Raw genomic sequence first — 17,975 nt, 5'->3', positions numbered from 1 at the left:
CGGAACCCACTGGTGTGTGCGACAGCCCACACAGCCACCCACACCCGGTACGTTCCGCATGCCGAAAAAATTTTGCCCCTCGTCGCCTCACGGTTGACACCGGGACCAGACCTGACAAGGAACCCACTGTGCCTGCCGTCCGCAAACTTGCTTGCACTCTGCTTGCCACCACCCTCGTCGTTGCGCATGCCAATGCCTCATCAGCCAACGAACACGACATTCCCGGCACCGCTGGAGCCAAAACCGTCACCGGTGCCACTGAACCGCCACGCCCCGCCTTCTACGAACCTCCTGCCTCCATCACAGGCAAGCCAGGCTCTGTGATCCGTTCCGAAGCTGCCGACACGGTCGCTGACCCGCTCAAAGTGCACGACAAAAACTTCACGCACCGCCGGGTCATGTACACGACCAAAGACCGCCAAGGACACCCCATCGCCGCTACCGGTCTAGTGATCGTGCCCAAAGCGCGCTGGATTGGCCCGGGCAAAAAACGCCCACTCATCGTGCACGCACCGGGCACCCAAGGCACCGGTGACCGATGCGTTGCCTCCCGCCAATTCCAGAAATTCAGCCAGTACGAAATCCTCTTCATGAAGGACCTTCTCCTACGTGGCTATGCCATCGCCGTACCGGACTATCAGGGCCTAGGCACACCAGGAACACACACGTACATGGTTCGTGGTGCACAGGCACACGCTGTGCTCGACATGGCTCGCGCTGCCCGCTCCATGGATCTTCCCGGTATCGACGGCTCCACTCCCATTGGCCTCAACGGGTATTCCCAAGGTGGTGGAGCCGTCGCCGCGGCAGCAGAACTTGCTCCTGAATACGCCCCCGAACTGGACATCAAAGGTGTAGCTGCCGGCGCTGTCCCAGCAAACCTGGCTGCCGTAGCAGAAAAGATCGACGGTGGACCGTACGCCGCATTTGGCCTGTACTCGGCACTCGGTTTGTTCAGCTCCTACCACCTCGACCCCAAAAAATATGTCAACGACAAAGGGATCGACCTGCTCAAGAAAGCCGAAAACCACTGCACGCTGGAGCTGAAAACATTCAAAAACCTCGACACCGCCAAATACACCCAGACCGGGAAAAAACTGACATCGTTCTTTGACACCGCCCCGTTGAAGGACGTAATCGAAGACAACCGCATCGGTCGCCGTACCCCGAAAGCGCCCGTTTTGATCACACATGCACGCGGTGACGATGTCATCCCTTATGCAGTGGGTAAGCAGCTCGCTAAAGATTGGTGCTCCCGCGGCGGCGATGTGCAATTCCGCACCCACTTGGATGGCATGCACGCTTTGGGGGCATTCCCACACGCCGCAGCAGCCCAATTGTGGTTCGAGGGAAGGTTCGCTGGGAAAACGAACCAGCGCAGCAACTGCAGCTCTTTGAAGTAACAACCAAGCCTTACACCAACAGGGGGGTGGCCAACTTTGCCCGAATTGGCCACCCTCTTTGCTGCACAACTGGCCGTGGCGGGTGAAAAGATTCTCGTATGGCTATCAACCGCGCTGGACAGCTTGCTGAACCCTCAGACCTCATCGACATCGCCGAAATCGTCACTGCCTACTACACCCGCATCCCTGACGCCGCTAACCCTGACCAACAGGTCGTTTTCGGCACTTCAGGCCACCGCGGAAGCAGCGTAAAAACCTCCTTCAACGAACAGCACATCCTGGCCACCACCCAAGCCATCGTCGACTACCGCACTGAACAGGGATACGACGGCCCCTTGTTCATCGGCCGTGACACCCACGCTCTGTCTGAACCAGCCATGACAAGCGCACTAGAAGTACTCGTCGCCAACAACATCACCGTCATGGTCGATACCGAAAACGGCTACACCCCCACGCCAGCGATCTCTCACGCCATCCTGCGAGCGAACAAAGGAAAAATTGGTGGCGTCACCGACATGCCAGCCCACACCGGGTTGGCTGATGGGATCGTCGTCACGCCCAGCCATAACCCGCCCACTGACGGAGGGTTCAAATACAACCCGCCCCATGGCGGCCCCGCCGACACAAACGCCACGACCTGGATCGCCAACCGTGCTAACGCCTACATCGCCAAGGCCCTTGATGGCGTGAAACGAGCGCCACACACGCAGGTCACCGCGCACGTCACGCCCTATGACTTCAAAGGCATTTACGTTGCCGATCTCGAAAACGTCATCGACATGGACGCGATCAAAACTTCAGGCATCCGCATCGGCGCTGACCCCCTGGGCGGCGCCGCCGTAGCGTACTGGGCCGCTATCGGTGAGCACTACGGCCTGAACCTTGAAGTGGTCAACCCTCTGGTCGATGCCACGTGGCGCTTCATGACTCTGGACTGGGACGAAAAGATCCGCATGGACTGTTCCTCTCCTGCGGCGATGGCTTCTCTCATCGCCATGAAAGACACCTACGACATCGCTACCGGCAACGATGCCGACGCAGACCGACACGGCATCGTCACCCCCGATGCCGGACTGATGAACCCCAACCACTTCCTCGCCGTAGCAATCCAATACCTCTACTCACACCGTCCCGGGTGGCCAGCCAATGGATTCGTCGGCAAAACGCTTGTCAGCTCCGCGATGATCGACCGGGTTGCAGCCACGCTCGGCCGCGAACTGGTCGAAGTACCGGTTGGATTCAAATGGTTCGTTCCTGGACTTCTCGATGGATCCGGCCCCTTCGGGGGAGAGGAGTCCGCTGGCGCCAGCTTCCTACGATTCGACGGAACTGTCTGGACCACCGACAAAGACGGCATCATCCTGGCCTTGCTTGCCAGCGAAATCCGAGCAAAAACAGGTAAGAGCCCTTCCGAGCACTATGCCGAGCTCGTGGCCGCGCATGGCGAGCCTGCCTATGCCCGTGTTGATGCCCCCGCGAACCGCGAACAAAAAGCCACATTGAAAAACCTCTCGGCTACCGACGTGACCGCTGAACAACTCGCTGGTGAGCCAATCACTGCCAAACTCACTGAGGCACCCGGCAACGGCGCCCCCATAGGCGGCCTCAAAGTGATGACCGAATCTGCATGGTTCGCTGCCCGTCCATCTGGCACTGAAGACGTCTACAAAATCTACGCAGAATCCTTCAAAGGCCCTGACCACCTTGCCCAGGTGCAAGAAGAAGCGAAGAGCGTTGTCGCAGCAGCTCTAGGCAGCTAGCACATATGTGTTGGGGCGGCCTGCCCAAATACTTCAGGAGGCCACCCCAACACATATGGACCGCTGCTGCTCGATACTGATCAGACGTGTGAAAACTGCGCCTGTCCCGCAAAACCACCAGTGGGGGCTGCGCCGAAGGTGTTATGACCAGCCGTACCACGACGTGCCGCGAGAATTCCGAAAACAACCGGGCCCAGCAGCGGGATCAGTTGAATAAGCAACCACCAGGCAGAACGTCCTGTGTCATGCATGCGGCGAGATCCGACCGCCAGCATGGGCACCAACAGCACCAGGCTCACCACATTCCCCAACGGTCCTAGCGCCGTGAGCTCAGATACCGTGAACGGGAAAAGAACTGCATCAATCAGGGTCGTGACAAACATTGCCGCGACACTAAAAGCGAAAAACCACCAGTACTCGCTGCGGCGAGCACGGCCAGAGAAAACGAAGAACTGTCGCAAGCATGTGCCGATGGCCTCACCAGGTTTAAGAGTGTTCATGCAGATCAGCCTGGCCGCCGGGCCCGTCACCGCGGCGTTCTCACACAGCTGCGCAGGGGTTGTGGACAACACCGCACATCGTGCACAGCCTCACCCCAACGGCAAAGACACTACCGAGGCACCACCAGCTACCGACTCACCTGAGACTCTGCTGCTCTTGTCCGGTACAGTCCGAGCGTGCGACTGCCGCAGCCCCTCAACCACCCCTACTCCCCCACCAACTACCCGTACCGAAGCCAACGCAGCCAACACCAAAGCATCACTATCCCGGTGCACCACCGCTGCCGCTAAATCACGAACAACATGCCCGCACGAACGAGCCACCCCACCACTTCCCTGCAGCACCCCACCCTGTGCACATTCCAGCCGCCCCTGACCACGCGCCTGCGTAAACACACCCTGCACCGCACGCGAAACATTTATTCCTGGCTCCACAATCCGACGGGCAATTGTCGCCCCGGCAACCGCTGTTACCGTTGCCCCTGCCCGACGACACGACAACACAAAACTCTCATCGACTTCCCGTGCTGTACCGCACTGCGGATCAAACCAGGGCCCACTTTTAGCCCGAAAAACATCTGCCCGAACAGCTACATTCACCAACCCCATGCCAATCCCCGAGGGCCACGTCCACCTGCCCCGCATGTCATCATCAACCACCAGCCGATCCCACCGCGCCGCCCGCGCAGGCAACTGGCTCACCACTGCCCCCCGCACCACATCACCCGAGCATTCCAACGCCGCATCCATCGCCGACAACCATCCGGCACGCACGTGGCAATCATCACTAAGAAAAATCAGCCACTCCACCGCAGGGAACCGTCGCAACACTGTACCCACCTGGGCATTCCTCACCCGTGCCGGAGCTGTATGCCGCAACCCCACCACACCGCCAGCCACCCCAGCCAAGGCTTGCTTCGTCACTCGAGCCGTCACCACCTCAGCCGACTCATCTGCAACCAACACCGCAAACCGTCCCGGCTGCGCCGAGGCCTGAATCTGCTCCGCCAAGCCACGCAGCAACACCGGCAACCGTCCAGAGGAACGCTGCGTAGTTACCGCAACGACCACACGGACAGCACGATTCGGGCTTACAGACATGGGGCACCTCAGCAAAAGAACACTTCCGACCAGCACCGACATGCCAGTCAGCCCCCACTGTCCATGCTAGAAACCCAACTCTTCCTCCCCCGCTTCAGACACGCACTGAGATACAAAAAGACGGGCGCGCCAGCCACACTCAGCTGCACGCACCCGCCAAGGGCAGATGTACTTCTCGCCAATCAGAACAGCGCAGCCATCAACGCGCGCCGTGCCTTCAACACCCGCTCGTCACGGGAACCAACAACCTCAAACAACTCCAACAACCGCGCTCGCACCGCATCGCGCTCGTCCTCAACCGTGACCCGAATCAGGTCAATCAACCGCGCGAACGCGTCCTCAACATGGCCACCAGCCACATCAATATCAGCAACCGCGAGCGCTGCCTGCACATTCTTGGGATCTTCGGCGGCTGCTGCCCGCATCGCGGCAGCATCGACTGTGGCTAGGCGTTCGAGCAGGCCTACTTGGGCCATTCCTGCGGTAGCTGCCGAATCTTTGGGGTTCTGCTCCAGTGCCTTGGCGTAGGCAGCACGAGCGGCGGCATAGTCGCCTGCTTGGATCGCGTCGAATGCTTCTTGGTGCAGCGGCGGAAGCTCTTCGGCTGGGGCCGCGCCAGTGCTTTCTGTTGCTTCGATGCGGCCGGTCACTCCGTTTTGAGCCGCAACCGTCAACAATTCGTTCACCATCGGAGCGAGCTGCGGGGCAGGCTGCACGCCAGGGAACAACGGAATCGGCTGCCCAGCGATCACTCCGAAAGTCATCGGGATCTGCTGAGCCTGGAATGCCTGCGCCACTGCCGGGAACGCGTCAACATCAAAGGCCACCACCCGCAGCCGTCCCTGCACTATGGAAGCCGCTGCGACGGCCTGCTCCACCGCCTGTTCAGTTTCTGGGCGAGAAGCCGAGTACAAGACGAACAACGCCGCAACATCACGGGTTCCCAGGACAAGCTCCTGGAATGTCGCTTCCGTACCGTTCACACGCAACGCGGCCGCGCCACCTTCAGTGGGTGCCTCAGCAGAAGCCGCAGGCGTCCCCTGCCCCAATGACGACAAATCAACAGCGCCGCGCATAGCGCCGGACGAGAAGGAAGGAGTGCTCATGGACACATTCTCTCCTACAGATCACCTCTGATGCGACCTTCGTTACCAACTGTGGCGCACCGATATCCCCGAAACATAATGATTGAAAAGTCACACGCAGCTAACTAACGAGACCCGCCTTGCAAGAGGCACCTCGTCTTTACAGTGGACCCATGACTGCAACTACATCCGGCCTTTTCACCCATATCGACCACGTGGGCATCGCTGTGCGTGACCTCGACGAAGCAATTCGCTTCTACGAGGACAAGTACGGGATGAAGATGGTTCACCGCGAACAGAACGAAGAGCAAGGCGTCGCCGAAGCAATGATGGCCGTCGGGGACTCCACCTCCTGCATCCAGCTCCTAGCCCCTCTGAACGAAGACTCCACCATCGCCAAGTTCATCGGGAAAAACGGTGTCGGAATCCAACAGATGGCCTACCGCGTTGAAAACATCGACGACGTGTGTGCCACGCTGCGCGAGCGCGGGCTACGCCTGCTCTACGACACTCCCAAAACCGGTACCGCTGGCAGCCGTATCAACTTCATCCACCCCAAAGACGCTGGAGGTGTCCTCGTCGAGCTAGTCGAACCAGCTACCGGCGCGCACTGAAAGCACCCCACAGTCACTCTCTGCGGTCGCCCCCTCTACACGGGGCCGACCGCAGATGTATACGCACGCCCAGCACCTCGCGGCACAGCGCGTTGATCTACTTAACGCACAGCGCCACCAGGACGCCGACGGTTGCGGGCCCGCCAGCAACTGGTGTGCCAATGACGCCGATCCTCGATTCCCCCGAAACTGACGAAATCATCAGCAGGCCAAGCCACCACGTGCGGCACGCCCGAAAACCATTGCTGACACCCCGGACACAAATACGTTCTTCCCGACGCCGCCACGGAACGAACATTCCATAACCCGTCCGGGTGCTGCTCACTCTTGGTAAAACCACCCAACGCCCGCCCCACACCAATCGGACGAACATCATCACGGCGACGGTTGTGGCGAGGCATACAGGTATTCTCGCAGGGAGCCACAAGCTTCTTCCAAGACCTAAAGAGATCATTGGACAAGAACGCCCCCTCCACCGTTTCATCCCTGAGAGGACCCCACCTGTGAGCAGCCAGCCGACCCGACGTGACATTCTCCGCGGATCCGCACTCGGCGCTAGCGTCCTCACTCTCGCTGCCTGTTCCACCCCACAGCAGAGCTCCCCTGCCACTACAACCACCACCAGCAACACCCCCAGTGCACCAGCAACTACCGGCGCACCCAATTCAGGACCTGCCCCCGTTACCTTCGGCAAGCTCCACGCGCTGGCCCACGTCGACAATAAACGTCTGCGGCTGCACACCACCTCCGGGGACATCCTCTTCTGGGGCGGAGCCACTCTCACCGGCCATATTCCTGGCAGCCGCACCGGATACCTCACCGGTACTGCAGCGCACTACCGCCGCTGGTACCAGCAGATGCACAACTTCGGCCTGCACTTCGTCGTTTTCAGCCGCTTGCATCCCGCAGCCGCCTACGCCGAGCTAGCGCGCCACAACACCGAAAACCCGCAATCTCCGCTCTATCTCATTCAGGTGCTCTCCCGCACCGACAGCGACGAAATCCTCGTCGTCCCCGGCTCTCCTGAGCCCCCAGCTACCAGCCGCAATAACGACGCCCGCAACAGCACCAGCAACGCTGAGGAAGAAACCCCCAGCCTCGACGAGAACACCACCAGCAAACTCGACGACCACGCACAACACCTCATCCACGCTCTAGCTGGCAAAGACGAAAAATACGACACCGACGTCACCTCGTGGCTGGCAGCAATCCTGCTCGACCTGCACTGGAACGCAGACCAACTCGCCCAAGCAGACCGCTCCATCCCTAAGCCCAAACCCTTCGCCGGCACCTACATCACCTCCAGCAAAAACAGCACCACCACCGAACACTGGGCCGCCGAACGCCTCGAACACATCGCCACCCTCCTCAGCAAACTCAACCGCACCATCCCCCTAGCCGTCATCGGCCGCCCCGAAAGCGACCCTCTGCGCCGCCCCAACATTGCAGTAGCCCCCAACGGCTCACTCACCGCCACACCCACCCCCAGCACCACCCCAACCCCCACCAGCTCCCCCACCCCCAGCAGCACCGCCACCCACCCGCCAGCCCCCACCGGAACCGACCTACGCCCAGACCACATCGCGGCCACCAGCGACTGGCCAGGCGGTACCTTCGCCTACTACGACGCCCCGCCCTACCGCCCCGAATTCATCGCCGCGAACGAAAACTACGGCTCCGACCCTGACCCCTACCTGGCCTACATCCGCGAACTCCAAAAATCCATCGACGGCCCCCTCGTCCTTGGCGGGCTCGGTGTCAGCAGCTGCATCGGCTCTGGCTTCCCCGGATCAGCAGGCCGAAGCCAGGGCTACCACAACGAAAAACACAAATTCGAAATCGACAGTTCTCTCGTCGAACAGCTCGCCGCTGGCGCGCTCAGCGGCGCAATCATGAGCAACTGGCACGACGACTGGTCAGCAGCAACCTGGAACACCGCCAACCGCGCTGCCTTCATCGACCGCACCGAACGCCCGATCATTGACCATGATCCCCTCACCGCAGACCAATGGCTGGGCATCGTCGCTTTGGATCCTCGCCGCGCAGGTGAACGCGTCGTCCACAAAGCCCCCAAAGCCGGTCTACAACGCGTCCTAGTCGACCACGACGCCTCCTGGCTCTACTTCACCCTCGAATTCGCAGGACGCATCACCTCACCCGTCGAAATCGGATTCGACCTACTCTCCAACGGTGGACTACGTCTACCCGGCGGAAGCGGAGAACCCATCCACGACGTAGCCATCCGCACCGTCCCCACCATGAGCACCACCTACCTGCTTATCCGCCAAGTCCTCGACCCCCTCCAGATCGACGGATTGCCCCTACTGGCCATCCCCAACAGCGCCCACATTGGCTGGAACATGCAGCGCATCCTGCGATCCACCGCATCACTGGCCGCGCTGGACAAAAACAACGACAACGAGGACGAAACCGACCAACAACGCCGCGAACGCCTCGCCAAGCTACGCTTCCTCGACGCCGGCGACCTCATCCTGGGCTCTTGGAACCCAAAGGACCCCGACTTCGACAGCCGCGCTACCTGGCACATGGCCCGCCCCTCCTCCGACGGCCCGGCCATCCTGCGCTACCGCCTCCCCTGGGGCCTACTCGACATGCTCGACGCACCACGACGCCTGGCATTCAACCCCACCAACCGGGACGAAAACCAAGTGCCCGTCAAAACCATGACCATCACCATCGAATCGAGCACCCCCGGCAGCCCCGTTTCCTTCCCGCTGCCCATTCCCTCGTGGTCCGCTGCTCGCTACACCGAACGCGTCAAAAAGGGAGCAAAACTACTCAGCGAAGTGTTCACCAACGCAGCCACCCCCGTCGAACGCCTCACCGCCGCGACATCCAGCCCCACTCCCACCTCAAAGCGGTAGCCTGCCCGAGTGCGCCTCGTCATCGCGAACTGTGCCGTCGACTATGTCGGCCGCCTCAACGCCCACCTTGCCCTCGCGCCACGACTTCTCATGGTCAAAGCCGATGGCTCCGTCCTCGTCCACAGTGACGGCGGCTCCTATAAACCCCTCAACTGGATGTCGCCTCCCTGCACACTGACCGAAAAAGAACCCGAACAGGTCGAACGCGAAGCAGGAATTACCCGGATTTGGGTGGTGAACCACAACAAGACCGACGACTACCTCCGTATCAAAATCGCCGAGATCCTTTCCGACACCTCTATCGAACTAGGTGTCGACCCTGGCCTAGTTAAAGATGGAGTGGAAGCCCACCTACAAGAACTCCTCGCTGCCAATATTCACTTCCTCGGCGAGGGACACACCCTTGTTCGTCGCGAATTCCCTACCGCCATCGGCCCGGTAGATATCATGGCTCGCGATGCCAACGGACAATCCGTCGCTGTAGAGATCAAACGACGCGGCGAAATTGACGGCGTGGAACAACTCACCCGCTACCTGGAACTGCTCAACCGAGATCCGCTCCTGACCTCAGCTGGACCTGTACTGGGTGTCTTCGCTGCACAAGAAATCAAACCTCAGGCACGCACACTGGCCACCGACCGCGGAATCCGCTGTCTCATCCTGGATTACGACCAGCTGCGCGGCATCGACGACTCTTCTTTCCGACTTTTCTAGCCCCAGAAAGGCCCCGCCATGACAGGCGTCGCGATCGCTGCCCCTTCACCAGCGGCGGTCGAAGCCGCCACAGCCGTATCCGCAGATGGCGGCAATGCTGTCGATGCAGCAATCGCCGCCGTCTGCGTGGCTACTGTCACCGAATTCGGGATCACCGGGCCCATGGGCGGCGGATTCATCAACGTATGGCAGCCCGGCCACGAACCTGTCGTCATCGACGCCAACACCGAAATGCCCGGTCGAGGTATTACTGCTGACCGCCTCGGCCGCGGTCTACGGCGCTTCGACTTTGACTATTTCGGGCCTGTCACCCTCTACGGCGGACACGCAAGCGTAGGAACACCAGGGCTGTTCGCCGGTCTGGACCATGCGCACCGCAGGTGGGCGCGGTTACCGTGGCACACCCTGATCAACAACGCTGCCGTCGTCGCCAGAGATGGCTTCCCGCTTGGGGCGTCCGCAGCGTTCTGGCTCGACCGCGCAGCGGATCATCTTTTTGGCTGGAACGCTGAATGCGTTGATTACATTCGTCAAGCCCCCGACCGCAGCCGACCAGTCGCTGGGCAAATCATGCGCTCAAGTGACCTGGCACGTAGCTTCGAAACCATCGCCCGCGATGGTGTGTCCACTCTCTATATCGGCGAGATCGCCCACATCATCGCCGAAGACATGGCAGCTAACGAGGGGCTCATCAGTCGGGAAGACCTTGCGGCCTACCGCGTGGTTGAACGTCCTGCCCTACGTGCCCGGATAGGCGAATACGACGTCGCTACTAACCCTCCCCCATCGATTGGTGGACCGGTCTTAGCGGCGTGTCTACGCACGCTAGAGCACCGCTGCACCGGCGATCGGATCAGCGCAGCAGACATCATCGAAACCTTGCGCCTGGTTTTGGGATACCGGTGGTCTGTCATCGACCTTGCCGAAGACCTCGCTGAAGCCGGATCAGAACTCATTCGGCTCCTCGATGCGGAGGGTCCACAGCGGCTTTCTCTGTTGTCATCATCACCAGACACAGTGCATGTTTCGGTCGTCGATGCTGATGGCATGGCGTGTTCCATCACCACCTCGTGCGGTTACTGCTCAGGGTACATCGCGCCAGGCACCGGGCTCATGTTCAACAATGCTCTGGGAGAAGCTGAGCTGAACCGACGTGGTTTTCATAGCATGCCGCCGGGAACCCGGATCGCCTCGAACATGGCCCCCACCACAGCCCGCACCGATGGTGGAGCTGTTCTTGCTGTGGGTTCTCCAGGAGCGGACCGAATCACGACAGCGCTGTTCCAGGTACTTGCCGCTCTGGCTTTCGATAAGGCTTCTTTACAGGAAGCTATCGTGCATCCGCGTATCCACCTCGCGGCAGAGTCAGAAGGAATCGTACTTCGGCTGGAGGCGCATCCTGCCGCTGAAAAAGCAGCCCAAGCATCAGGGCTGCCCGTGATCCTTTCTGAAGGATTAACCATGTACTTCGGTGGTGTAGGGGCAGCTGCTCGTGACTGTGACGGGATCCTTCACGCTGTTGGGGATCCGCGCAGGCAAGCAGCCACTGCCGTTCACCTGTGAGGGGTAACGGTCTGGGAGCGGAAGTGAAAGACTCCTGCCATGGTCAATATCACGCGTGTTTACACCCGCACCGGCGACGACGGCACCACTGCATTGGGCGATTTTTCTCGTGTTTCTAAAACGGATGTGCGCTTGGCTGCCTATGCCGATGTCAATGAGGCGAATGCAGCGATCGGGGTGGCTATCGCTTCCGGTGAGCTTGATGAAGATGTTCGTGAGGTGTTGCTGCGGGTGCAGAATGATCTCTTCGACGTGGGGGCAGACCTGTGTAATCCTCTGGCCTCGGCGTACGAGTTCGAACCGTTGCGGGTGAAAAGTGAATGGATCACTGAGCTTGAAGCGGACTGCGACCGGTTTTTGACCAGAACAGAGAAGCTTCGTTCGTTTATTTTGCCGGGCGGGTCACTGGGGGCGGCTTATCTGCATGTGGCAACAACAGTGACCAGGCGTGCAGAGCGGTCTGTGTGGGCTGCGATTGAAACGTATGGAACTCAGGCGTCTTCGACCGATCGGCACGCGGAAGATCATGTGCCTGGTGGCGTCAACATCTTGACGGCGCACTACCTGAATCGACTGTCCGATTTGTTGTTCGTGCTAGCTCGGGTTGCCAACATCGATCACGGTGGCGATGTGTTGTGGAGGCCTGGTGGCGGCCGGGATCAGGCTCCAAGCCGCTGATGGAGGGACCGTCAGTATTCTGCGCGCCGGTCCAGGGGCGGAGAGGATTCTGCCCAGGAGCGCAGTGCTTTGTAGGACTCTGTGGGGATGATTACCTCGAAGGTGGTGTCATCCCCATCGATGGGCATTCCGGCGCAGCGGACGAGTCGAAGGTCGGGTTGGCTGGATAGAAGCCAAGGGGGCGCTGCGGGGGCCACCTCAACTTCGGTGAGTTCGACTGTCGGGCGAAGCCAGCGGTGGGCAGGAGTGGTGGTGAACCCGACAAGGGGGTACCAGTCGAGGGTGCGTGCGGACAGCGCGAGAAGCCCGGATTGCCATCGGCCAGTGTTGGCGAACCGGATAGCTCCGATGTTGATACCTGAGTGGCGAGAGATGAGGTGACGACGGATCAGGAGCGCGATCAGAAAGAGAAAGGGGAGGAAGAAGACCGCGAGGATCAGAAGCTCGATCAAGCTCAGACCCATGTCGTGCACCTTTCTCGGCAGGATGGGCCTGGGGCGATCAACGACGCGTTGTGATGGTTGCGGTGTCTACAGCGATGGTGACGATGTTGTCGTCGACGGTGACGAATCCGCCGTCGCAGTCAGCGGTAAAAGAGGTTTTGTCAGTTCCGGTGATGTGGACTTCGCCGTGGCCAAGTGAAGCCAGAACTGGGGCGTGGCTGGGAAGGATTCCCATGGGGCCTTCGTCGGCGGGAACAGTGACCTTTGTGGCTTCGCCGTCCCAAACCTTGCCGTCGGCGGCGACGAGGGTGACGTTGAGTGCAGACACGGAGGACCTCCTGGGTGGGGGCGGCGATTGGGCGTCGGGACGGTGGCTGCTTTCCCCGGCGCGGTGGGCCGTGTCGGGGTGGGCGTGAGTTGTGGGAAGTCTACGTCAGTGAATTGCCCACTGGGGTGGTTTTCCCCGGGGGCGGGTGGGGGTGTGGCGTGGGTGGCGGTGCGGTAGCGGCGTGGCTGGTCGTGTCGTGGGGTGGGGGTGTGCTCGGATGGGAGAGAGTCGGTCTCGTGCTGTGCTGCCTGTGGTGGTGGCTGGGTGGGCGAGAGGGTTGTCGGCGTTATGTGAGGAGTTGCGTTGTCTTCGTGTCCGTTGATTTCGATCGTGGTGCCGTTGTTTAACTCGGAAAGGACGATCGGGGGGACGTTATCGAGTGCGTTGACGCAGACGTATCCGCGGGTGGAGGTCGTTGTTGTCGATGATGGGTCAACTGATGGTGGGGCTCGGATTGTTGAGGGGTTTGGGGCGGCGGTGCGGTTGGTGCGCACGGAGAATCGTGGGGTGTCGGCGGCGCGTAATCGGGGTATTGCGCAGGCCCAAGGTGAGTTTGTGGCGTTGTTGGATGCTGATGATTATGCGTTTCCGGGGTATGTGCAGGGGATGTATGACGCGTGGGTGGCTGCTGGTGGTGGGCGTCGGTTTGTGACGTCGGAGGCGTTTGTGTTGAGTAATGAGGGGGTTTTTCCGGGCAGGAAGGTGCTTCCGGTGGGTCCGGTTGCGCCTGCTGAGCAGCGTTTTTCTTTGTTGCAGCAGAATTTTGTGTCGATTTTTACGTTGTTTCCTCGGGGTTTGGTGGATGAGGTTGGGGGGTTTACGGAGGGGTTGGCTTATTGCGAGGACTATGAGTTGTGGTTGCGTGCGGTGTTGGCTGGGTGGGAATTGGTGTTTTGTCTGGAGCCGCAGGCGATGTATCGGCGTACGGAGGTCTCGGCGTCGCGGGCTGAGGGGCGGATGCATGAGGCGTTGCGGGATATTCATCGGGGGGTGTTGGAGCGTGAGGGTGGGCGTTTGTCGGTGAGGGAGCGGCGTTTGTTGGAGTTGTCGGTGGCGTGGGGTGTGGCGGGTGTGCATGTGCGTGCTGGTGAGGTTGCGTTGGCGCAGGGGCGGGGGCGGCAGGCGCGTGCGGCGTTTGTGCGTGCGGCTCAGTTGATGCCTTCGGATCGAAGGATGCGGTTGAAGGCGGAGTTATTGCGGTGGGGGCCGTTGCGTGGGGTTTTGGCCAGGTTGCAGCGTCGTCGTCAGGTTGAGGTGGGGGATGCGGATCCGCGGTTGTGAGGCTGCGCATTCGGTTGAGGTTGTCGTGTGCAGCTTTTCTTCCATGGGCTTTTTGTCATGAGGGGGTGCGTTTTTGACTTGCGCAGCGACCTGTTTTTAATACCGCCGTATTGGCGTCTTTGGCCGTTAGGATCGGCTGCAATCACGTGCCTTAAGGCACACGTGAATTCGCTGCGGTGATGTGGTCAGTTCGTGTGCGTAGGTACGGCCGGCGAGCATCTCTGGGGAGGATTCATGGCACAGCAACTCGATTCGGACGGCACGGGCTCTCCACTGGCGACAGCTGTGCGGCATTGGAAACTGCTGGTAGCTGCGACACTGGTTGGTGGGGTGGCTGGTGGAGCGGTGGGGGCGGTGATGCCTGGGGAATACACAGCGGAAACTCGTTTAGCTGTTGCTGCAGGCAGCGATAACGCTTATGCGATTGCTGGTTTTCCGGTGGCTGCTCGGGATTTGGCAAGTAACTATGCGCGGTTTGTCACCAATGGCGCTTCGGACGGCTCGTGGTCCCAGCCCGGCGTGTCGAAAATTACTGCCACTCCTATCCCTGAGTCAGGGGTGATCCGGGTGAGTGCGACATCGCGAGATGAGAAGGCTGCGATGCAGGGCGCAGAAGCAGTGGCGAAAAAGTTGTTGTCGACGGTGGATGCGGCGATGTCAACACAGAAGCCGCAGGCAGCATTGCAGGAGTATCGGAAATTGGCTCCGCAGGTGTCCAAAGCATGGGCACAGGTATCGGTGGCCGAGAGCACATTCGGTAAGAAACCTAATGCGGAGAATGCGCAGGCGTTGGCGCAGGCTCGGGCCGTGCTGGCTGAGGCGCAGTTGATCCAGAACGCGCAGGGCGATAAGTACCGGCAGCGGGTAGCTGAGCCATCTCCGGTATCGCAGCTGCAGGTGATTGCGGCACCGTCTTCGTTGGGGACTAACAGCAGCTCGAAGGTCGCTTTCGGTACGACTGCGGGGGCTGGTGTGGGGCTGATCGTGGCATTTGGGGTGGTGGCAGCGCGTGATCTGCGTGGTGTTCGCAGTCGTCGTAGTGGGCGCCATGAGGGAGATGACTTAGGTAGCACTGGTGAGGGCGATATGCGGGTGGACGGACGCTGATGGCTATAGCTGCCGTGCAAGCCGATGAGTCGGGGCATGCTTACGCTACAAGGGCGCAGGCACGGTCATTACGCTGGCGCAGCATTCCTATAGGGGTCTGGCTGTTATTTGCGGGGTTGGCTGCGAATGTGTTTTCGGGCCACGCCGATGACATGGGGTTACCGATTGGTCTGGATCGGGTGCTGTTGCCGGCAGCGTTTGTTGCGGCGTTGATGGACCGTCGGGCTCGGTGGTGGCGGTTGCGGTCAGCGCATATAGCGATGCTGGCGTTCGCGGCGGCTGCGACAGGGTCGTATCTGTCAATGCCGTGGACTGTGAGTTTGCAGTCGTTTTTCACGTTGTTAGACCGGGTCTATATTCCGTTTTTGCTATTCGCGTTTGCGCCGTATTTTTTGGGGACGGCAGCACGGCGGGCGTTATTTTTACGGATGTTGACGTTGTTGGGCGTGTATTTGACGGTGACAACGATCGCTGAAGCGTTGGGCGCAAACTTTTTGCTTTTCCCTCGTTACATCGCAGCACACCGGGAACAGTTAGCGTCCATGGCGGCGATGTCTGAGGACGCTACGCGGGCCGGTGGGCCTTTCTTGTTTGGTGAGCCCAACGGAATGACATTAGCGATCTGTGCTTTTGCTGCCACTGTCGCGGCCTGGCGTGAGCGTGGCCGGTGGCGTGTAGTGGCGTTGGTGACGGCGCCGTGTGCTGTGGCTGCGCTCATCGCGACGATGACGCGGTCGGTGTGGCTTGGGACGGTGCTGGCGGTGGTGTGTGTGGCGGTGACGCGGTGGCGGTGGTTTTTGTGGCTGCCGGTAGCGGCTGTTGCTGGGGTGGGATCACTGCTGGTGGGGGCATGGTTGTTCCCACAGTTGGCTGCGGATGCCTCGCAGCGTGCGGGAATGTCGAGTTCGTTGTGGGATCGGGTGACCACCAATGATGCGGCGATGCAGATCATCGCGGCGGAGCCGTTGACGGGGGCGGGATGGCAGCAGTTCATTCAGGTGGTGCCTGATTGGGCTCGCCAAGCGGATGTGGTTCCGTTGGCAAATACGCACATCGAGGTGCATAACGTGGTGTTGTCTCGGGGCGCGGAATTGGGTGTGCCGGGTTTAGTGCTGTTTGTGCTGGCGTTGCTATTGGGGCCTGTGGCTGCTTTGTTCCGGCGGGTGCGTGTGGATCTGGTTCCGTGGCAGTTGTTTTCGCTGTCAGTGTTTGTGGTGTGGTTTACCGTGTCGATGACCAGCCCTAACCCGTACCCGTTGCCGACGTTCCTTATGTGGTTTGCGGCGGGGTTCGCGCTCGCTCTGCCGCAAGAGCCAGTCTCAGCAAAGACGGTAGTGGCGTGAAATTAACAGTAGGGGCTTTATCTCCTGGCTTATTTAGCCGGTGTGGCTGCCTGTCCGGTGTGTGGGTTTACTTCCCCGCCAGGTACGCCTTCAGGGGCGTAGCCGAGTTGAATGACATGAACATGCTCCCAGGGAAAGTTGCGTAGTTGTTCGTAGCTGGGAGTGCCGCCGAGGATAGCTTCCCAGGGGTCTTTGCCGGTGCGTTGTTTTTCGTGCAGGCCACTTTCAACTCCGATGGATGGCACGTCAGCAGATTCAGTGACGATGAACCCGTATTTTTGTGCGGCTTTAGCGACGGTTTTCCCTAAGGGTGTGAGGTTGAGGGCATCGACATTCAGGGAAGGGTCCAGGCGTAGCCGGGACCCCATGGGCGGAGCGCTACGTTCAGTGGAAGTGCCGTCGGTGCGGTTGGCCGGGACCACGATGGGTTGGGTGGCGATGCTGGTTAATCCGAGATTCATGGCATGGGGGATGTTGCCGTTGCGAGCTTCAGCTAAAGAAATCATCGACCCGATGGTGACTAGTCCAGATGCGGAAGTGCCATAAGGAACGGGGAAAACTCCGTTACTGCCCGAGGCGTGGTCCAGGCGCCCTCCCCAACAGGCAGACCAAGATCCTTCACCTTTTTTCTTCACTTGCCAGAATTCCCAGACTTGGTCGGTTTGCGGTGACCAGATGGCTAGGGCTCCGTCGTTACCTTTAGCAGGAGTGGCGTCAGCAGGGATAGGCACATTAGTGAAGTGAGCGGGGCCATCATAAAGGCCAGGCGGGGTGCCTGGTTTCTTTTGGCAGTTGTCGAAGGTGAGGTTTGTGCGGGGCACGTGGGCATCAGCGACAACAAATGCCGAGTTGTAGTGATCTGTGTTGAGCGGCACGAGGGATTTGTTCGCAGCGAATTGGCCACGAATATTGTTCATGAAGTGCTGGCTGTCGGGATCAGTGGCTGCACCGGAAATATCAACTGTGTATGGGTTGGTGTTTCCTTGCCCGAAGATCAGGGATGGATGCTCTGTTTTTCGCTGCACATCACTATCTGGTGAGGCAGACGGCTGGTTCGGCGTGTGCCCTATTCCGCACGAAGCGAGCATGGATACGGCTGCAGCGATACTCACTGCACCTATCCGGGTTGCCCAAATACGGCGGTAAGGCTTGTTTTTTGCGCCTGTGCCC

General features: G+C 60.1%; 17 protein-coding genes. 10 read left to right on the top strand and 7 right to left on the bottom strand.

All coding sequences use genetic code 11. The features are described from left to right. The first annotated feature begins 128 nt into the window (after positions 1 to 128). Together CKV89_RS04765 and pgm are read left to right on the top strand one after the other, a co-directional pair. Positions 129 to 1,403, top strand: coding sequence for a lipase family protein (locus tag CKV89_RS04765; RefSeq protein WP_028327073.1), 1,275 nt, complete (start codon positions 129 to 131; stop codon positions 1,401 to 1,403). Between the two features lie 98 nt (positions 1,404 to 1,501). Then, on the top strand, positions 1,502 to 3,163 hold the full coding sequence (gene pgm, locus CKV89_RS04760) for a phosphoglucomutase (alpha-D-glucose-1,6-bisphosphate-dependent) (protein ID WP_028327074.1): 1,662 nt from the start codon (positions 1,502 to 1,504) through the stop codon (positions 3,161 to 3,163). An 80-nt stretch (positions 3,164 to 3,243) separates the two neighbouring features. On the opposite strand, the gene CKV89_RS04755 is transcribed toward pgm, so the two are convergent. The 3 genes from CKV89_RS04755 to CKV89_RS04740 form a co-directional block, all read right to left on the bottom strand. Then, complete coding sequence (locus tag CKV89_RS04755; RefSeq protein ID WP_028327075.1) at positions 3,244 to 3,663, bottom strand: DUF805 domain-containing protein; 420 nt, start codon at positions 3,661 to 3,663, stop codon at positions 3,244 to 3,246. Positions 3,664 to 3,753: 90 nt separating this feature from the next. Continuing rightward, on the bottom strand, positions 3,754 to 4,764 hold the full coding sequence (locus tag CKV89_RS11760) for a hypothetical protein (protein WP_154657627.1): 1,011 nt from the start codon (positions 4,762 to 4,764) through the stop codon (positions 3,754 to 3,756). A 182-nt stretch (positions 4,765 to 4,946) separates the two neighbouring features. Further along, complete coding sequence (locus CKV89_RS04740) at positions 4,947 to 5,870, bottom strand: co-chaperone YbbN (protein ID WP_028327078.1); 924 nt, start codon at positions 5,868 to 5,870, stop codon at positions 4,947 to 4,949. Between the two features lie 152 nt (positions 5,871 to 6,022). Here CKV89_RS04740 and mce point away from each other — a divergent pair, with 152 nt between their 5' ends. Beyond that, positions 6,023 to 6,463 carry a methylmalonyl-CoA epimerase gene (mce, locus tag CKV89_RS04735; RefSeq protein ID WP_028327079.1) on the top strand — a complete coding sequence of 147 codons (441 nt, stop codon included), beginning with the start codon at positions 6,023 to 6,025 and terminating at the stop codon, positions 6,461 to 6,463. A gap of 101 nt (positions 6,464 to 6,564) precedes the next feature. Here mce and CKV89_RS04730 read toward each other — a convergent pair whose 3' ends face one another. Further along, entirely contained in the window at positions 6,565 to 6,864 is a 300-nt protein-coding gene (locus CKV89_RS04730) for a hypothetical protein (RefSeq protein ID WP_084441018.1), read from the bottom strand. Positions 6,865 to 6,966: 102 nt separating this feature from the next. On the opposite strand from CKV89_RS04730, the gene CKV89_RS11755 reads away from it, so the two are divergent. Genes CKV89_RS11755 through CKV89_RS04710 form a run of 4 tightly spaced genes read left to right on the top strand, consistent with a single transcriptional unit; the run spans position 6,967 to position 12,303 of the window. Then, the gene (locus tag CKV89_RS11755; RefSeq protein ID WP_028327080.1) at positions 6,967 to 9,348 is read left to right on the top strand and encodes a hypothetical protein; all 2,382 of its coding nucleotides are present in this window, start codon (positions 6,967 to 6,969) and stop codon (positions 9,346 to 9,348) included. A 9-nt stretch (positions 9,349 to 9,357) separates the two neighbouring features. Next, a complete protein-coding gene (gene nucS / locus CKV89_RS04720; protein WP_028327081.1) occupies positions 9,358 to 10,062 on the top strand; it encodes an endonuclease NucS in 705 nt (234 codons plus the stop codon). An 18-nt stretch (positions 10,063 to 10,080) separates the two neighbouring features. Beyond that, positions 10,081 to 11,625, top strand: a complete 1,545-nt coding sequence (locus CKV89_RS04715) for a gamma-glutamyltransferase (RefSeq protein WP_028327082.1) — start codon at positions 10,081 to 10,083, stop codon at positions 11,623 to 11,625. A 39-nt stretch (positions 11,626 to 11,664) separates the two neighbouring features. Continuing rightward, positions 11,665 to 12,303, top strand: coding sequence for a cob(I)yrinic acid a,c-diamide adenosyltransferase (locus CKV89_RS04710; protein ID WP_028327083.1), 639 nt, complete (start codon positions 11,665 to 11,667; stop codon positions 12,301 to 12,303). Between the two features lie 11 nt (positions 12,304 to 12,314). On the opposite strand, the gene CKV89_RS04705 is transcribed toward CKV89_RS04710, so the two are convergent. Beyond that, entirely contained in the window at positions 12,315 to 12,767 is a 453-nt protein-coding gene (locus CKV89_RS04705; protein ID WP_028327084.1) for a DUF2550 family protein, read from the bottom strand. Positions 12,768 to 12,804: 37 nt separating this feature from the next. Next, complete coding sequence (locus CKV89_RS04700; protein WP_028327085.1) at positions 12,805 to 13,074, bottom strand: F0F1 ATP synthase subunit epsilon; 270 nt, start codon at positions 13,072 to 13,074, stop codon at positions 12,805 to 12,807. Between the two features lie 303 nt (positions 13,075 to 13,377). Between CKV89_RS04700 and CKV89_RS04695 the strand changes: the two genes are divergently transcribed. From CKV89_RS04695 to CKV89_RS04685, 3 genes are all read left to right on the top strand, one after another. After that, entirely contained in the window at positions 13,378 to 14,355 is a 978-nt protein-coding gene (locus tag CKV89_RS04695) for a glycosyltransferase family 2 protein (protein ID WP_084440983.1), read from the top strand. A gap of 234 nt (positions 14,356 to 14,589) precedes the next feature. Further along, positions 14,590 to 15,462 (top strand): YveK family protein, encoded by an 873-nt coding sequence (locus tag CKV89_RS04690; RefSeq protein WP_028327086.1) that lies wholly within the window; start codon positions 14,590 to 14,592, stop codon positions 15,460 to 15,462. Then, entirely contained in the window at positions 15,462 to 16,805 is a 1,344-nt protein-coding gene (locus tag CKV89_RS04685; protein ID WP_084440984.1) for an O-antigen ligase family protein, read from the top strand. Before CKV89_RS04690 ends, CKV89_RS04685 begins: the two co-directional genes overlap by 1 nt. A 29-nt stretch (positions 16,806 to 16,834) precedes the next feature. Here the strand turns inward: CKV89_RS04685 and CKV89_RS04680 are convergent, their stop codons facing one another. Next, positions 16,835 to 17,917 (bottom strand): hypothetical protein, encoded by a 1,083-nt coding sequence (locus tag CKV89_RS04680; RefSeq protein ID WP_154657628.1) that lies wholly within the window; start codon positions 17,915 to 17,917, stop codon positions 16,835 to 16,837. Positions 17,918 to 17,975: the final 58 nt, after the last annotated feature.

This window comes from Dermatophilus congolensis (assembly GCF_900187045.1).
Taxonomy (GTDB): domain Bacteria; phylum Actinomycetota; class Actinomycetes; order Actinomycetales; family Dermatophilaceae; genus Dermatophilus; species Dermatophilus congolensis.
The sequence above is the reverse complement of the archived record's forward strand: the minus strand, read 5'-3'. Positions and strand labels throughout refer to the sequence as shown.

Coding starts and splice junctions, on each gene's coding strand:
- CKV89_RS04705 (WP_028327084.1), bottom strand. CDS start 12,767: ATGGGTCTGAGCTTGATCGAGCTTCTGATCCTCGCGGTCTTCTTCCTC.
- CKV89_RS11760 (WP_154657627.1), bottom strand. CDS start 4,764: ATGTCTGTAAGCCCGAATCGTGCTGTCCGTGTGGTCGTTGCGGTAACT.
- pgm (WP_028327074.1), top strand. CDS start 1,502: ATGGCTATCAACCGCGCTGGACAGCTTGCTGAACCCTCAGACCTCATC.
- CKV89_RS04685 (WP_084440984.1), top strand. CDS start 15,462: ATGGCTATAGCTGCCGTGCAAGCCGATGAGTCGGGGCATGCTTACGCT.
- CKV89_RS04730 (WP_084441018.1), bottom strand. CDS start 6,864: ATGCCTCGCCACAACCGTCGCCGTGATGATGTTCGTCCGATTGGTGTG.
- CKV89_RS04690 (WP_028327086.1), top strand. CDS start 14,590: ATGGCACAGCAACTCGATTCGGACGGCACGGGCTCTCCACTGGCGACA.
- CKV89_RS04710 (WP_028327083.1), top strand. CDS start 11,665: ATGGTCAATATCACGCGTGTTTACACCCGCACCGGCGACGACGGCACC.
- mce (WP_028327079.1), top strand. CDS start 6,023: ATGACTGCAACTACATCCGGCCTTTTCACCCATATCGACCACGTGGGC.
- CKV89_RS04715 (WP_028327082.1), top strand. CDS start 10,081: ATGACAGGCGTCGCGATCGCTGCCCCTTCACCAGCGGCGGTCGAAGCC.
- CKV89_RS04755 (WP_028327075.1), bottom strand. CDS start 3,663: ATGAACACTCTTAAACCTGGTGAGGCCATCGGCACATGCTTGCGACAG.
- CKV89_RS04740 (WP_028327078.1), bottom strand. CDS start 5,870: ATGAGCACTCCTTCCTTCTCGTCCGGCGCTATGCGCGGCGCTGTTGAT.